This is a genomic window from Muricoccus pecuniae (assembly GCF_014199205.1).
In the GTDB taxonomy this organism is placed as follows: Bacteria; Pseudomonadota; Alphaproteobacteria; order Acetobacterales; family Acetobacteraceae; genus Roseomonas; species Roseomonas pecuniae.
In genome coordinates this window covers 245587-260143 of the sequence record NZ_JACIJD010000001.1, presented here as the reverse complement: position 1 = coordinate 260143, position 14557 = coordinate 245587, and the positions used below count along the sequence as shown (strand labels likewise).

At 71.3% G+C, this 14557-nt stretch carries 13 protein-coding genes and 1 tRNA gene; 9 read left to right on the top strand and 5 right to left on the bottom strand.

Annotation, left to right across the window (positions count from 1 at the left end; genetic code table 11):
- Positions 1-91: 91 nt before the first annotated feature.
- Together FHS87_RS01130 and FHS87_RS01125 are read right to left on the bottom strand one after the other, a co-directional pair.
- Complete coding sequence (locus tag FHS87_RS01130) at positions 92-505, bottom strand: response regulator (protein WP_184512938.1); 414 nt, start codon at positions 503-505, stop codon at positions 92-94.
- 382 nt (positions 506-887) lie between these two features.
- Positions 888-1808, bottom strand: coding sequence for a helix-turn-helix domain-containing protein (locus FHS87_RS01125; protein ID WP_184512936.1), 921 nt, complete (start codon positions 1806-1808; stop codon positions 888-890).
- Between the two features lie 77 nt (positions 1809-1885).
- Between FHS87_RS01125 and pobA the strand changes: the two genes are divergently transcribed.
- The 6 genes from pobA to FHS87_RS01095 all read left to right on the top strand — a co-directional run bounded on the left by pobA (position 1886) and on the right by FHS87_RS01095 (position 7937).
- Positions 1886-3133 (top strand): 4-hydroxybenzoate 3-monooxygenase, encoded by a 1248-nt coding sequence (pobA, locus tag FHS87_RS01120; RefSeq protein ID WP_184512934.1) that lies wholly within the window; start codon positions 1886-1888, stop codon positions 3131-3133.
- 54 nt (positions 3134-3187) lie between these two features.
- Positions 3188-3910: a protocatechuate 3,4-dioxygenase subunit beta gene (gene pcaH, locus FHS87_RS01115; RefSeq protein ID WP_184512932.1), complete on the top strand. Its 723-nt coding sequence runs from the start codon at positions 3188-3190 to the stop codon at positions 3908-3910.
- Positions 3903-4544 (top strand): protocatechuate 3,4-dioxygenase subunit alpha, encoded by a 642-nt coding sequence (gene pcaG / locus FHS87_RS01110; protein WP_246417716.1) that lies wholly within the window; start codon positions 3903-3905, stop codon positions 4542-4544. The genes pcaH and pcaG overlap by 8 nt, the downstream gene beginning before the upstream one ends.
- Before the next feature lie 94 nt (positions 4545-4638).
- Positions 4639-6000, top strand: coding sequence for an MFS transporter (locus tag FHS87_RS01105; protein ID WP_184512930.1), 1362 nt, complete (start codon positions 4639-4641; stop codon positions 5998-6000).
- A 37-nt stretch (positions 6001-6037) separates the two neighbouring features.
- On the top strand, positions 6038-6871 hold the full coding sequence (locus FHS87_RS01100) for a BKACE family enzyme (RefSeq protein WP_184512928.1): 834 nt from the start codon (positions 6038-6040) through the stop codon (positions 6869-6871).
- A gap of 94 nt (positions 6872-6965) precedes the next feature.
- The gene (locus FHS87_RS01095) at positions 6966-7937 is read left to right on the top strand and encodes a Bug family tripartite tricarboxylate transporter substrate binding protein (protein WP_184512926.1); all 972 of its coding nucleotides are present in this window, start codon (positions 6966-6968) and stop codon (positions 7935-7937) included.
- A 147-nt stretch (positions 7938-8084) separates the two neighbouring features.
- Here the strand turns inward: FHS87_RS01095 and FHS87_RS01090 are convergent.
- Positions 8085-8161, bottom strand: a tRNA-Arg gene (locus FHS87_RS01090).
- A 63-nt stretch (positions 8162-8224) separates the two neighbouring features.
- Positions 8225-9439 carry a glycoside hydrolase family 108 protein gene (locus FHS87_RS23340; protein WP_221299353.1) on the bottom strand — a complete coding sequence of 405 codons (1215 nt, stop codon included), beginning with the start codon at positions 9437-9439 and terminating at the stop codon, positions 8225-8227.
- Positions 9440-9576: 137 nt separating this feature from the next.
- Here FHS87_RS23340 and FHS87_RS01080 point away from each other — a divergent pair, with 137 nt between their 5' ends.
- Positions 9577-10902 (top strand): aminotransferase class III-fold pyridoxal phosphate-dependent enzyme, encoded by a 1326-nt coding sequence (locus tag FHS87_RS01080; RefSeq protein ID WP_456306599.1) that lies wholly within the window; start codon positions 9577-9579, stop codon positions 10900-10902.
- Between the two features lie 159 nt (positions 10903-11061).
- Complete coding sequence (locus FHS87_RS01075; protein WP_184512924.1) at positions 11062-13068, top strand: AI-2E family transporter; 2007 nt, start codon at positions 11062-11064, stop codon at positions 13066-13068.
- 5 nt (positions 13069-13073) lie between these two features.
- On the opposite strand, the gene FHS87_RS01070 is transcribed toward FHS87_RS01075, so the two are convergent.
- Positions 13074-13436 (bottom strand): plasmid stabilization protein, encoded by a 363-nt coding sequence (locus FHS87_RS01070; protein ID WP_184512922.1) that lies wholly within the window; start codon positions 13434-13436, stop codon positions 13074-13076.
- A 151-nt stretch (positions 13437-13587) separates the two neighbouring features.
- Between FHS87_RS01070 and FHS87_RS01065 the strand changes: the two genes are divergently transcribed.
- Positions 13588-14556: a CobW family GTP-binding protein gene (locus FHS87_RS01065; RefSeq protein WP_184512920.1), complete on the top strand. Its 969-nt coding sequence runs from the start codon at positions 13588-13590 to the stop codon at positions 14554-14556.
- Position 14557: the final 1 nt, after the last annotated feature.

Here is a 14557-nt window from a genome sequence, read left to right as displayed (position 1 = left end):
GCGCTCTCTCTGGAAACTCTCCCGCCATTATTGCTGGCGCGGGACGATTCGGGGAGGGCGCGAGCGGCGATGTATCCGGCGCCGCCAACCTTTACCGCCCGCCGTGGCTACTGCCCTCGGCGGAGAGGAGGCGCCCGAGGGTGCCCAGGAGCTCGCGGAAGCCGCCCGGCTTCTCCAGCAGCGCGCCCTCGCTCACGCCGAGCCGCCTCAGCTCGCGGCGCTGCTCCGTCGTCATGTAGCCGCTCAGCACCACGATAGGCAGCTGCGGCCGCGTCGCCACGATCCAGCGCACGAGTTCCACGCCATCCAGGCGCGGCATGCGGATGTCGGTCACCACGGCGTCGAAGGGCTCCTCCTCCATCGCCTCAATCGCCGCCCTGCCATCCGGCGCGCAGGTGACGCGGAAGCCGCCCTCCGTCAGGCCGTCCTCGATCACCAGCGCCACCGACATCTCGTCTTCCGCCACAAGCACGCGCGTCGCGCGGTTGTCCGGCCGGATCATCATGGGTTTCCCTCAGCCGAGGACCGGCAGCCTACAACGGTATGGGTTGCAGCATCCATCCCTAGAACAACCCCTGCGCGCGTTGACGACAGCCCCGCCCTGAGGGGCAGGCATCGGCCATTCCTCGCGCGGTCAGCACGGGTCCGGTCTCTTCAGCTCATGCGTGACCGGGCCCTTTCGGACCTGGCGCTTCTCTCCGGCGACGATGGCGGACCGGATCCGGCGCGTGCCTGTCCGACCCGTCCTACCGATGCCCGCGATCTTGTTGCCGGATCGATCACAGGGGCAGGGGGGAATCATCACGAAACCGCGAGCTTTCGATTAAGAACCGGTATTGTGGAGTGTGGGCTGCACCAACGCGCCGAGATGATGCCGGCTGCCCTCGTCAGGATGAGCCGCCATGCCGGCGCTGATAGGCCGCCGGCGACATGCCCTCGTGCCGCTGGAAGAAGCGGGAGAAGTAGGCGGGCTCGAAGCCCAGCGCGTAGGCGACGCCCGACACGTTGCGCGATCCCAGGCGGAGCAGGCGCCGCGCCTCGGCCAGGAGCCGCTCATGGATCAGGGCGGCGGGCGAGCGCCCGGTCACGGCGCGGCAGGCCCGCGTCAGAGTGCTCGGGGTGACGCCGAGCCGGTCGCAGTAGAAATCCAGCGCGGCATGGCTGCGGTAGTGCTGCTCCACCGCCTCGCGGAAGCGGCGCACCAGCAGGGCGCGGGCGCCCCCCTCCCCCGGCCCGGCCGTCTCCTCCGCCTCCCGCCGCAGGAGGGAGAAGAGCAGCAGGACATGGCCGGCCAGCGCCGCCTCCCTCGCCGGGCCAAGGGAGCGGAAGGCGGCTTCCAGGCGCCCGAACAGCGCGTCCATCTCACCCGCCAGCACCGCCGCCCGGCCCGGGGAGAGGCTGGCGATGGTGGCGGGCATCGGCGCCGCCCCGATCAGCCCGGCGCAGCCCGACAGGAAGCCGTCCGTCAGGGTCAGCACATGGCCGGCGCTCGCAGGGTCGAAGCGGAGGCCGTGGACCTGCCCGGCCGGGACGAGATGCAGGACCGGGGCGCGGAAGCGGGCCTCGCCACCCGCGCCGAGCAGGCTCCCCTCCCCCTGCCGGATCCAGAAGACCTGGTGCAGCGCGCGGTGCCGGTGCGGGCGGATGGCCCAGCCGTGCCGGGCGCTGCGGGTGACCAGCGGCTCCACATGCACGGGGTCCGGCCGGTCGCGCGGCGTGTCGCCGTAGAGGTCGAACAGGGGAACGGGCCCGGCCTCGGCCCGGCCCTCGGGATCGCCGGGCGGTGCCGGGCTGCGCGGAAAGTCCAAGGATCTGCCCCGATCATCCATGGAAAGCGGGAGGGGATAGTCCGATATCTTACACAAGACCATGGAGGAGGAACGCCGTGCAGCACCGCACGCAGGTGGCCATCATCGGCGCCGGCCCCGCCGGGCTCCTCCTCTCCCAACTGCTCCACAAGGCCGGGATCGACTGCTTCGTGGTGGAGCGGAAGTCCCAGGCCTATGTCGAATCCCGCATCCGCGCCGGCGTGCTGGAGCAGGGCACGGTGGAGCTCCTCGACCGCGCCGGGGTGAGCGAGCGCCTGCACCGCGAGGGCCTGCCGCATCACGGCGTGCAGATGGCGCTCGATGGCGAGCTCTTCCGAATCGACCTGCACGGGCTGACCGGCGGGAAGTCCGTCACGGTCTATGGCCAGACGGAGGTCACGCACGACCTCATCCTCGCCCACCAGTCGCGCGGGGCGAACCTCGTCTTCGAGGCCGATGAGGTCGCGCTGCACGATCTCACCACCGACAGGCCCCATGTCACCTTCACCAGGGAGGGCGTGGCCCACCGCCTGGACTGCGACTACGTCGCGGGCTGCGACGGCTATCACGGCCCCAGCCGCGCGAGCATTCCCGCCGATGTCCTGCGCGTCTTCGAGCGCGTCTATCCCTTCGGCTGGCTCGGCATCCTCGCCGACGTCCCGCCCTGCGACGACGAGCTGATCTACTCCAACCACCATCGCGGCTTCGCGCTCGCCTCCATGCGCTCGCCCACGCGCAGCCGCTACTACGTGCAGGTGCCGCTGACCGAGCGGCTGGAGGACTGGCCGGACGAGCGCCTCTGGGACGAGCTCGCCCTCCGGCTCGGCCCGGAGGCCGCCTCGCGCATGACGCGCGGCCCGGCGATCGAGAAGAGCATCGCCCCCCTCCGCTCCTTCGTGGCCGAGCCCATGCGCCACGGCCGGCTCTTCCTGGCCGGTGACGCCGCCCATATCGTGCCGCCCACCGGCGCCAAGGGGCTGAACCTCGCCGCCGCCGATGTCGGACTGCTGGCCGAGGCGCTGATCAGCCGCTTCCTCGACCGTTCGGAGGCGGCGCTGGACGGCTATTCCGCCCGCGCCCTCGCCCGGGTCTGGATGGCCGAGCGCTTCTCCTGGTGGTTCACGAGCCTCACCCACCGCTTCCCCGAGATGGACGACTTCGCGCGCCGGATGCAGGTGGCCGAGCTGAGCTACATCCGCGCCTCCCGCGCCGCCCAGGCGGTGGTGGCGGAGAACTATGTCGGCCTGCCGACCGCCCTCACCACGCGCCTCGCGGGCCGCGGGGAGGCGACGCCCCTTCCCGCCCCGCCGCGCGCGGTCGCCTGAAGGCCCACAGCTTTCCAACCGCCGGACAGGCCCGGCGAGGATGAGGAGACACCCATGAGCGAGGTCGTCCACGGCTACCGCCGGCCGGACCCGGCAACGCAGCCGCCCCTGAACTCCCCGGCCTATGGCAGCACGGCCGCGCGCCACCCCAAGCAGCCGCTGCTGGAATTGCCGCACACGCCGACCGAGACGAGCAGCCCCCTGTTCACCGCCGCGCGCTATCCCGAGCTGGCGGACCTGACGGTGCTGGAGAACGGCGCGGGCCAGGCCATGGGCGAGCGCATCATCGTCGGCGGCCGGCTGACGGACGAGGACGGGCGCCCGGTCCGCCACGCCATGGTGGAGGTGTGGCAGGCCAATGCCGCCGGCCGCTACAACCACGAGGGCGACACGCATGACGCCCCGCTCGACCCCAACTTCCTCGGCCGCGGGCGCGTCTTCACCGACGAGAACGGCTTCTACCGCTACGTCACCATCCGCCCCGGCGCCTATCCCTGGCGCAACCACCACAATGCCTGGCGCCCGAACCACATCCACTACAGCCTGTTCGGCTCGGGCTTCGCGCAGCGCATGATCACGCAGATGTACTTCCCCGGCGACCCGCTGCTGCCGCTCGACCCCATTTTCAACACCGTCTCCGACGAGGCCGCGCGCAACAGGCTGGTCTCGACGTTCGACCTGGAGCTGACGCAGCCCGAACGGGCGCTGGGATACCGCTTCGACATCGTCCTGCGCGGGCGCGAGGCGACGCCGATGGAGGACGACCACCATGACTGACGCGACCACCTCTCGCGCCTCCAACGCGACCCCCGAGCTGGCGCCCTCCGAGGCCACGATGGAGCGGCTGGTCGCTTCCGCCCACCAGACCGCCGGCCCCTACTGGCATCTCGTGGACTTCCCGGAATGGGCTGACACCACGCGCCACTTCGCCGACAACCTGCCCGAGGGCGGGCAGCGCATCACCGTAACCGGGGTGGTGCGGGACGGCACGGGGGCGCCGGTGACGGACGCGCTGGTCGAGATCTGGCACGCCGATCCCGCCGGCCGCTACCCCGACGGGAATGGCGACCCTACCGCCTTCCAGGGCTATGGCCGCTGCGCGACGGACAAGGAGGGGCGCTTCCGCTTCGTGACGCTGAAGCCCGGCCCCGTGCCGGTCGGGCCGCATGCCGGGGCCAATGCGATGCAGGCGCCGCACATGGCGGTCGCCCTCTTCGCGCGCGGGCTGCTGCAGCACCTCTCCACCCGCCTCTACTTCGAGGGCGAGGCGCTGAACGAGACGGACCCCGTGCTGCGCGCGGTGCCCGAGGCGCGGCGCGGCACGATGATCGCCAAGCCCGCCGGGAACGGCGCCTGGACCCTCGACCTCCGCCTCCAGGGCGAGGGCGAGACGGTCTGGATGGCCGTCTGAGACCCACCGGCCAGGATCCGGCGCAGCGAACGCCCGTTGCGTTCGTTGAAACGTGGGAGGGGCAACGTCCCTCCCGCCTCAGGGAGGGGTACCCATGTCCGAGAGCCGGACCCTCGACGTCCAGCAGTTCCTGAACGAGCAGCCCTTCTCGGCGCTCCAGCGCGTCATCTTCGGGATGTGCTTCTTCATCGTCCTGCTCGACGGCTTCGACACCGCCGCCATCGGCTACATCGCGCCCTCCCTCATCACGGAATGGGGCGTGGCGCGCCCGGCCCTGGCGCCGGTGCTCAGCGCCGCGCTCTTCGGCCTGGCGGCGGGGGCGCTGCTCTCCGGCCCGCTGGCCGACCGCTTCGGGCGCAAGCTCGTGCTGATCCTCTCCGTGCTCCTCTTCGGCCTGGCGACCCTTGCCTCCGCCTTCGCCGGCAGCCTGGACGGGCTGGTGATCTGGCGCTTCGTGACGGGCATCGGCCTCGGTGCCGCCATGCCCAATGCCGTGACGCTGATGAGCGAGTTCTCGCCGGAAGGGCGGCGCGCGATGATCGTGAACGCGATGTTCTGCGGCTTCCCGCTGGGCGCGGCCTTCGGCGGCTTCCTCGCGGCCTGGATGATCCCGATCTGGGGCTGGCGCTCCGTGCTGCTGCTGGGCGGCGCGGCGCCGCTCGTGCTCGCCCTGCTGCTCGTGCTCCTGCTGCCGGAATCCGTGCGCTACATGGTGATGAAGCGATACCCCGCCGAGCGAATCCGCGGCGTGCTGCGCCGCATCTCCCGCGGCGCGGAGGCCGCGACGTCCTTTGTCCTGTCCGAGAAGGAGCCCGCCACGGGCAGCAGCGGGGCGCGCGTGGTGCTCTCGCGCCCCTATGCGGTGGGATCGGTCATGCTCTGGATCGCCTACTTCATGGGCCTCGTGATCTTCTACGCGCTGATCAACTGGATGCCCGTGCTGTTCGGCGATGCCGGGCTGTCGCCGCGCAACGCGGCGCTCATCTCGGCGCTCTTCCCGCTGGGCGGCATCGGCGCGATCTTCTTCGGCTGGCTCATGGACCGCTACAACGGCAACAAGGTGATCGCCGCCGGCTTCGTGCTCACCTCGCTCTCGGTGGCGCTGGTCGGGATGGTGGCGGGCAACCTCGCCCTGCTGGTGGTGACGGTCTTCGTGGCCGGGATCATCATGAACACGGCGCAGTCCTCCCTCCCTGCCCTCGCCGCGGGCTTCTATCCCACGGAGGGGCGGGCGACGGGCGTGGGCTGGATGCTCGGCATGGGGCGCTTCGGCGGCGTCGCCGGCTCCTTCCTCGTGGCCGAGCTGTCTCGCATGCAGATGTCGCTGAGCGGCATCTTCCTCGTGGTGGCCATCCCCGGCCTCGTCTCGGCCGCCGCCCTCTGGATCAAGCAGATGGCGCATCCGCAGGCGGCGCGGGACCCGGCCGCCCTCCCCGGCCCGGCCCCGAGCCATTGAGGCCGGCCGCACCATCCCCGGCGCGCAGGAGATATCCATGAGCCCCACTGTCATTGCCGTTGCCATCACCGGATCGGTGCCGCGCAAGAAGGACAACCCGGCGGTCCCCACCACCCCCGCCGAGCAGATCGAATCCACGCACGAGGCCTTCGAGGCCGGGGCGTCCCTCGTTCACATCCATGTCCGCAACCCCGACGAATCCTCCTCCTCCGATCCCGCGCTCTTCGCGCAAGTGCAGGAAGGCGTGCGCAGGCACTGCCCCGGGATGATCGTGCAGTTCTCCACCGGCGGCCGCGGGCGCGATCCCTCCGCGCGCGGCTCCTCCCTGCCGCTGAGGCCCGACATGGCCTCGCTCTCCACGGGATCGGTGAACTTCCCCACCATCGTCTACGAGAACCCGGCGGCGCTGGTGACGGATCTGGCGACGGGGATGCGCGACAACGGCGTGCTGCCGGAGATCGAGATCTTCGACCTCTCCCACCTCCACGGCGCGAAGCGGCTGGTGGATGAGGGGCTGATGAGCGCGCGCCCGCACGTGCAGTTCGTCATGGGCGTGAAGAACGCGATGCCGGCGGACGAGCACCTTCTCGACATCCTGCTCGGCGAGCTGCGCCGCGTGCTGCCGGACGCGACCTGGACGGCTGCCGGCATCGGCGTGAACCAGGCGCGAGTGATGGAATGGGCGCTGGCGCGCGGCGCGCACGGCGTGCGCACGGGGCTGGAGGACAATATCCGCGTCTCGCGCGACCGCCTGGCCGCCTCCAACGCGGAACTCGTGCGCTTGGCGGCGGAGGCTGTCTCGCGTCATGAGCGCAGGCCCGCGACGCCGGCCGAGGCGCGCGCGATGCTGGGCCTCACTCCCGCGGCCTGAGGCGCCCGCCTTTCCGGTTGGCCCCGCGAGGCGCCGTTCCTAGACTGGCGCGGTGCGGCGGGCGGAGGTCCCGCCCCGGGGAAGGAAACAGGGAATGGAACGGCGCGGATTCCTCCGTGGGGCGGCGGCGCCGATCGTGCTGGGCGCGGCGGGCGCGCGGGCGCAGGCGAGCTATGCCACGCGCCCCGTGCGCATCGTCGTCGGCGTCGCGCCCGGCGTGGGCACGATCGACCTCACCGCCCGCGCCGTGGCGGAGCCGATGGCCGAGGCGCTCGGCCAGCCCGTGGTGGTGGAGAACCGCCCGGGTGCCGGTGGCATCATCGCGGCCGAGGCCGCCGCGCGCTCCCCGGCCGATGGGCACACGCTCTTCCTCGGCGGTGCCGACACCGTCGTGCACGCCTTCCTCCTCGCGGACCGCCCGCCGCTCGATCCCTTCAAGGACTTCACCCCCGTCTCCCGCGCGACGCGGGACAACTGGATGGTCGCGGCCGCGCCCTCGCTCGGCGTGGACACGCTGGCCGGGCTGGCCTCGCTGGGGAAGCAGCGCGCGGGGGAGCTGACCTACGCCTCCTTCGGCGTGGGAACGCTCTTCCACCTTCTCGGCGCGCGGCTGGCCCAGCGCCTGGGCTTCGAGGCGCTGCACGTTCCCTATCGCGGCGACTTCACCTCCGACCTGCTCTCCGGCCGCGTCTCCTTCGTGGCACAGCCGACTGCGCTGCTGATGCCGCATGTGCAGGCCGGGCGGCTGAAGGCGCTGGCCGTCTTCTCGCCGGGGCGGCTGCCACAAATGCCCGAGGTACCCACCATCGCCGAGGCGGGCTTTCCCGACCTCACCTTCAACATGGGGATCATCCTCTGGGCGCCGGGCGGCACGCCGGCCCCGGTCGTCTCCCAGGTGAACGCGGCCTATGACCGGGCGGCGAAGAATGCAGCCGTGCGGAGCCGCCTCGCGGATCTATCGCTCGACACGATGGGCGGCACGACGGCGGAGGCGGCCGAGTACACCCGCTGGTTCATCTCCTTTGTGGACGACCTCCGCGCGAAGGTGCTCGGCGCGGCGCGCTGAGGGCGCCCTGTCCTGGCTCGGGGCAAAGGTGAAGAAGCTGGTGGCCCCGGGCGAAAATCGGACCGGCGCGGCTTGGTCAGGGCCAATAGCGGAAAGCCGACCGTACGCGCCCAGAGGTGAGGCGCAATAACTCAGCAAAGGGGAAAGTGGCGGACCCGATACGATTCGAACGTACGACCTTTGCCTTCGGAGGGCAACGCTCTATCCAGCTGAGCTACGGGTCCTCGCCGGACGCTCTTGTAGCGGGTCGCGCCGGGGAGAGGAAGCCCCCGGCGCGCGGAACCGCATCAGGCCGCGAGGGACAGGGGCGGCGCCTCGCTCGCCATGGCCAGGGCCGCCTGCCGCGCGCCGTCCACCCGCCGGGTCCAGCCGCGGCCGAAATGGGCGAAGCCCTCCAGCCCGCGGTAGTAGGAGAGGCGCCCCTCGGCCAGCCGGGCGATGAGGTCCGGCGCCCGGCAGGCCCGCACGGCGGCGAGGGTCACCGGCCCGATCGAGCCGTCCGCCGCCACCCCCGCGCAGCGCTGGAGGAGCCTCACGCTGCGGCCGGGGCCGGCATTCACCCCGAAGTCGAAGACCATGAGGTCGATGCCGGCGGGCAGCTCGGCGCAGCGCATCGGGGTCCAGTAGCGGGCGCGGTAGATCTCGCGGGCCTCGGCCCGGGTCAGCGCGCGCACGTCCTCGTCCGTCACCTCCGTCTCGCGGAATTCCGAGAGGGTGCGCCGGGTGATGCCCATCTTCGTGGCGCCGCCGGGATCGGCGGGGTGGTTCACGAAGCCGCCTTCCGCCTTCAGCACCTCGTCCAGGCAGGCATCGAACCGGTCCTCCGCCACGCGGGGGAGGGAGAGGACGGATACCGGGCGGAGCGGCACGGGCGCCGTCTCCCGCAGCGTCGTCATGGCCTCCTGCACGTGCCGGGCCTGCACCTCCTGCAGCCGGCCGACGATCGCGTCCTTGTCCCGGGAGGACTGGGAGGAGCCGATCCAGAAGTTCACCACCGCCGCGAAGGCCGCGCCGAGCGAGCCGACCGTGATGTTGATGACCGAGGCCACCTGCGGGTCGAGGCTCCCGGTGCCGCCGGGCATCGTCACCAGCAGGATCAGCACGGCGAAGAAGCCGATCACCACGAGGCTGGAGACCGTGGCCGGCCCCCAGGCGAGGCGGCTGCCGCCCCGCAGCATCTCGGCCATGCTCGCCCGGGCGGATTGGGTGTCCGACAGGGCGGCGCGCAGCGCGTCCAGCTCGGCCGCGCGCTGCCCCGCCTCGCGCTCGGCCGAGACACGCGCGCCCTCCAGCGCGATCTCCGCGAGCCGGATGCGGAGCGCCCCCATCCTCTCCGGATCGGCTTCCAGGGCGGCGCGGGCCTTCGCCGGCTCGTCGGTGCCGGCAGCCTGCCGCACGGCCTCCGCCGCCGCCTCCGCCACCGCGCCGGCACGATCCCCCGCGATCAGGCGCAGGAGGTCGGGGACCAGGGAGGCCGCGATGGCGATGAGGGGCAAGGCCATGGATGGATTCCTGTCAAGGAGCAACACAGGAACTTAAACCGAATGTTAATAGGAAATCAAGCCTTTTCACTACCGGCGCCTTGTTCGCGCCCCCCGGGATCGGCCATCCTGCCCGCCCCGCCCCAAGGTCCGCCGCCATGAACGAGATGTCCCTCCCGCGTCCGAACAACCTCGACTCGTTCTGGATGCCCTATTCCGACAACCGCTACTTCAAGGCGAACCCGCGCCTGCTCGCGCGCGCCGAGGGCATGTCCTACTTCACCCCTGAGGGGCGGGAGGTTCTGGACGGCACGGCGGGGCTCTGGTGCTGCAATGCCGGCCACGGGCGGCGCGAGATCGTGGAGGCCATCCAGAAGCAGGCCGCGATCATGGATTTCGCGCCCACCTTCCAGCTCGGCCATCCCATCGCCTTCGAGGCGGCGGCGCGCGTGGCGGAGATGACGCCGGCGGGGATCGACCGTGTCTTCTTCACCAATTCGGGGTCAGAGAGCGCGGATACGGCGCTGAAGATCGCCCTCGCCTACCAGAAGGCGCGCGGCCAGTCGCAGCGCGTGCGGCTGATCGGGCGGGAGCGCGGCTATCACGGCGTGGGCTTCGGCGGCATGTCGGTGGGCGGCATCGGCGGCAACCGCAAGCAGTTCGGCGCCATGCTCCCCTATGTGGACCACCTCCCCCACACGCATGACCCCGCCCGCAACGCCTTCACCAAGGGCATGCCGGAGCACGGGGCGGAGCTGGCGAACAAGCTGGAAGACCTCGTCGCCCTGCACGGCGACACCATTGCGGCGGTGATGGTGGAGCCCGTCGCCGGCTCCACCGGCGTGCTCGTGCCGCCGAAGGGTTATCTCCAGCGCCTCCGCGAGCTCTGCGACAAGCACGGCATCCTGCTGATCTATGACGAGGTCATCACCGGCTTCGGCCGCCTCGGCACGGATTTCGGTGCCGAGCGCCTGGGCGTCGCGCCCGACATCATGACCATGGCCAAGGGGCTGACCAACGCCGCCGTGCCCATGGGGGCCGTCGCCACCACCAACGAGGTTTACGAGACCGTGGTGGAGGGCTCCCCCGCCGGGATCGAGCTGTTCCACGGCTACACCTATTCCGGCCATCCCCTCGCCTCGGCGGCGGCCATCGCCACCCTGGCCCTCCACCGGGAGGAGGACCTGCCCGGCCGGGCGCGGGCCATCGAGCCCTATTGGGAGGAGGCGGCGCACTCCCTTCGCAGCGCGCCGGGGGTGGTGGACATCCGCAACTTCGGCCTCATCGCCGGGATCGAGCTGGCCCCGCGCGAGGGCAAGCCCGGCGCCCGCGCTATGGACGTCTTCCGCCGCTGCTTCGACGAGGGCGTGCTCATCCGCGTCACCGGCGATATCGTGGCCCTCTCCCCCCCGCTGATCGTGGAGAAGCCGCATGTGGACCGCATGATGGGCACGCTGGCCGACGCGATCCACGCCATCGCCTGACCGGCGGCACCCGAGAGGAAGGCTCCGGCCGCGGGCGGTGCGGGCCTTCCCGAAAGCTACTAACGAAGCCGTGTCCCCCCGCGGGGCCTCCCGGGCGTGGACGAGAGAGGGCCCGGCGCGTTCCCCGTCCAGAACGACAGGGAGCCGCGCCCGCCGGCCATGAGCACCACCACCGCGCCCGAGCCGCGCCCACCGGCCGAGGTCCAGCCCGCGGCGAGCCCGGACATGTCCCATCTGCTGACCGTGGTGGTCTCCGTCGTGACGGTGGCCGCGCTCTATCTCGCGCGCGAGGTGCTGATCCCGATCACCCTCGCCATCCTCCTCTCCTTCGTTCTCGCCCCCGTGGTGATGCAGCTCCGGCGCTTCAAGCTGCCCCGCGTGCCGGCCGTGCTGCTCTCGGTGATGCTGGCGATCGGGGTCATCAGCCTCATCGGCGCCATCATCGGCGTGCAGATCGCGGGGCTGGCGCGGGACGCCCCTCGCTACCAGAGCGCCATCCAGGAGAAGGTGCAGACGGCGCAGGGATCGGTCCTCGGCCGCATCAACGAGATCTCCAAGCGCCTGAACAACGAGGCGGCTCCCCCTGTCCCGGCGGACGCCCCCGGCGTGCCCCCGCCGGCCGCGCGTCCCGAGCCCACCCTGCCCGGCACGGAAGGCGATCGCCGCCCCGTGCCCGTGGAGATCAGGCAGGCCGAGGCCTCGGGCTTCGAACTGATCCAGAAATTCGTCTCGCCCGTGCTCGGCCCGCTGGAGACGACCTTCATCGTCTTCATCGTCTCCGTCTTCATCCTGCTCCAGCAGGCGGACCTGCGGGACAGGCTCATCCGCCTCTTCGGCTCAAGCGACCTGCACCGCACCACCGAGGCGCTGGACGAGGCCGGGCGGCGGCTGAGCAAGTACTTCCTCGCCCAGCTCATGCTGAACAGCGCCTTCGGCGTGATGATCGCGATCGGGCTCTACTTCATCGGCGTGCCCAGCCCGGTGGTCTGGGGCATCCTCGCCGCGCTGTTCCGCTTCGTGCCCTATGTCGGCTCCATTCTCGCGGCCGCCTTCCCCATCGTGCTCGCCGCGGGCACCGAGCCCGGCTGGACCATGGTGGGCTGGACCGCCGCCCTCTTCCTCGTGACCGAGCCGCTGATGGGGCAGGTCGTCGAGCCCATGGTCTACGGCCACAGCACCGGCCTCTCGCCCGTCTCGGTCATCATCGCCGCCATCTTCTGGACCTGGCTCTGGGGCCCGATCGGGCTGATCCTCGCCACCCCCCTCACCCTCTGCCTCGTCGTGCTCGGGCGGCATGTGGAGCGGCTGGAATTCCTGGATGTCATGCTGGGCGACCGCCCGGCCCTCACCCCCGTGGAGAACTTCTACCAGCGCATCCTGGCCGGGGACACGGACGAGGCCCTGTCCCAGGCCGAGACGCTGCTGCAGGAGCGCTCCCTCACCTCCTATTACGACGAGGTCGCGCTCAAGGGCCTGCGCCTGGCCGCGAACGACGCCGAGCGCGGCGTGCTGCGCCCGCAGAGGCTGGAGCGCATCAAGAACGCCGTCTCCGGCCTGGTGAACGACCTCGTCGAGGTGCCGGACAGGGATCCGCCGGAGAAATCGCACAAGGAGGACCCGGAGCTGACGAGCACGACGGTCGCCGAGAAGGCCGTGCCCGCCCAGCCCGCCCCCGACGTGCCCCTCCCCCCGCGGGAGGAGCGGGCGGGCAACTGGGGATCGGAGACCCCCGTGCTCTGCCTCGCCGGGCGCGGCCCGCTGGACGAGGCGGCCTCGGCCATGCTCGCCCAGCTGCTCACGAAGCACGGGCTGGGCGCGCGCGTGATCCCGCACGAGGCCAGCTCGCGCCAGCAGGTCGGTCGGCTGGACACGTCGGGCGTCGCGATGGTCTGCATCTCCTATCTCGATATCTCCGGCAGCCCCGCGCATCTCCGCTACCTCCTCCGCCGCCTGCGCCAGCGCATGCCGGGGGTGCCGCTGCTCGTCGGCCTCTGGCCGGAGGGGGAGGCGGTGCTGACGGACGAGGCCCAGGCGAAGGCCGTGGGCGCCGACCACTACACCTCCTCGCTCCACGACGCCGTCACGGCCTGCCTGAGGGTCGCCGCCTCCGGCGCGCAGGAGACGGGCGCGGCGAAGGCGGTTCTGGAGAAGCCGCTTCCGGGCTGACCGGATCAGGCGCCCTTGCGCTCGGCATTCCGCTTGCGCGTGGCCGCGGCCTTGCGCGCGGAGGCGGAGCGCTCCTCCGGCGTGCGGCTCGCCGCCGCCTTCACGGCCGAGGCCGAGCGGGCGCTCGCCGGCCGGGCCGCGGAGGCCGCCCCGCCGCGCTTGCCGCCGGTCTTCGACGGCTCGGTGTTCATCGGCCTGCCGCGGCCGGAACCGCTCCTCTTGCCCCCGCCCGTCTCCTTGTTGACGGTCGCCCATGCCCGGCGCTCGGCCTCGTCCTCCGGCACGCCGCGGGCCTCGTAGCCCTGCTCGATATGCTCCGCCATGCGCTTCTGCTTGTCGGTATAGGCGGACTTGTCGCCCCGTGGCATGGGACCGGCCCTCTCATGGATTGGATACCGGAACAACGCGGAACCCGCATGGCGGCTTCCACCGCCGCGGCCGGCACCCCCCATGGCCCGCCCCCGCCCTGATACCATATAACGCCGCGAACCCGACCTCCCCTCCCCCCCGAGGAAGCGCATGTCCGACACCCTGCCCACCCCCGTCACCGTCCTCACCGGCTATCTCGGCGCCGGCAAGACCACCCTCCTCAACCGCATCCTCACCGAGAATCACGGCCGCAAGTTCGCGGTGGTGATCAACGAGTTCGGCGAGATGGGGGTGGACCAGGACCTCGTCATCGACGCCGACGAGGAGGTGTTCGAGATGAACAACGGCTGCATCTGCTGCACCGTGCGCGGGGACCTCATCCGCATCCTCGGCGGGCTGATGAAGCGCAAGGACAAGTTCGACGGCATCATCGTCGAGACGACCGGCCTGGCGAATCCCGCCCCCGTCGCCCAGACCTTCTTCGTGGACGAGGACGTGAAGCGCGCGACGCGGCTGGACGCGATCGTGACGGTGGTGGACGCCAAGCACCTCCTCACCCGCCTGGGCGACAGCCCGGAGGCCGAGGAGCAGGTCGCCTTCGCCGACGTGATCGTGCTGAACAAGATGGACCTCGTTTCCAACGAGGAGGCGGACGAGGTCGAGCGCCGGATCCGCGCCATCAACCCGACGGTGGAGATCCGCCGCGCCACCAAGTCAGACGTGCCGCTGGACGCGGTGATCGGCCGCGACGCCTTCCGCCTCGACCGCATCCTCGCCCGCGAGCCCGAGTTCCTCTCGGGCGACGACGACCATAGCCATGACAGCAACGTGCAGTCCGTCTCCTTCGAGCTGGACCGCCCCGTGGACGCCGAGAAGTTCAACGCCTGGATCGGCGAGCTGCTCCAGACCAAGGGCCAGGACCTGCTGCGGACCAAGGGCATCCTGCACTACCAGGGCGATGACCGCCGTTTCGCCTTCCAGGCCGTGCACATGATCGCCGACGGCGACTACATCGGCCCGTGGAAGGAAGGGGACCCGCGCAAGTCGCGCATCGTCTTCATCGGCCGCGACCTGAACCGCCCGAAGCTGCGCCGCGGCTTCGAATCCACGGCGGCCTGAC

Coding starts and splice junctions, on each gene's coding strand:
- FHS87_RS01130 (WP_184512938.1), bottom strand. CDS start 505: ATGATGATCCGGCCGGACAACCGCGCGACGCGCGTGCTTGTGGCGGAA.
- pcaH (WP_184512932.1), top strand. CDS start 3,188: ATGAGCGAGGTCGTCCACGGCTACCGCCGGCCGGACCCGGCAACGCAG.
- pcaG (WP_246417716.1), top strand. CDS start 3,903: ATGACTGACGCGACCACCTCTCGCGCCTCCAACGCGACCCCCGAGCTG.
- FHS87_RS01105 (WP_184512930.1), top strand. CDS start 4,639: ATGTCCGAGAGCCGGACCCTCGACGTCCAGCAGTTCCTGAACGAGCAG.
- FHS87_RS01100 (WP_184512928.1), top strand. CDS start 6,038: ATGAGCCCCACTGTCATTGCCGTTGCCATCACCGGATCGGTGCCGCGC.
- FHS87_RS01095 (WP_184512926.1), top strand. CDS start 6,966: ATGGAACGGCGCGGATTCCTCCGTGGGGCGGCGGCGCCGATCGTGCTG.
- FHS87_RS23340 (WP_221299353.1), bottom strand. CDS start 9,439: ATGGCCTTGCCCCTCATCGCCATCGCGGCCTCCCTGGTCCCCGACCTC.
- FHS87_RS01080 (WP_456306599.1), top strand. CDS start 9,577: ATGAACGAGATGTCCCTCCCGCGTCCGAACAACCTCGACTCGTTCTGG.
- FHS87_RS01075 (WP_184512924.1), top strand. CDS start 11,062: ATGAGCACCACCACCGCGCCCGAGCCGCGCCCACCGGCCGAGGTCCAG.
- FHS87_RS01070 (WP_184512922.1), bottom strand. CDS start 13,436: ATGCCACGGGGCGACAAGTCCGCCTATACCGACAAGCAGAAGCGCATG.
- FHS87_RS01065 (WP_184512920.1), top strand. CDS start 13,588: ATGTCCGACACCCTGCCCACCCCCGTCACCGTCCTCACCGGCTATCTC.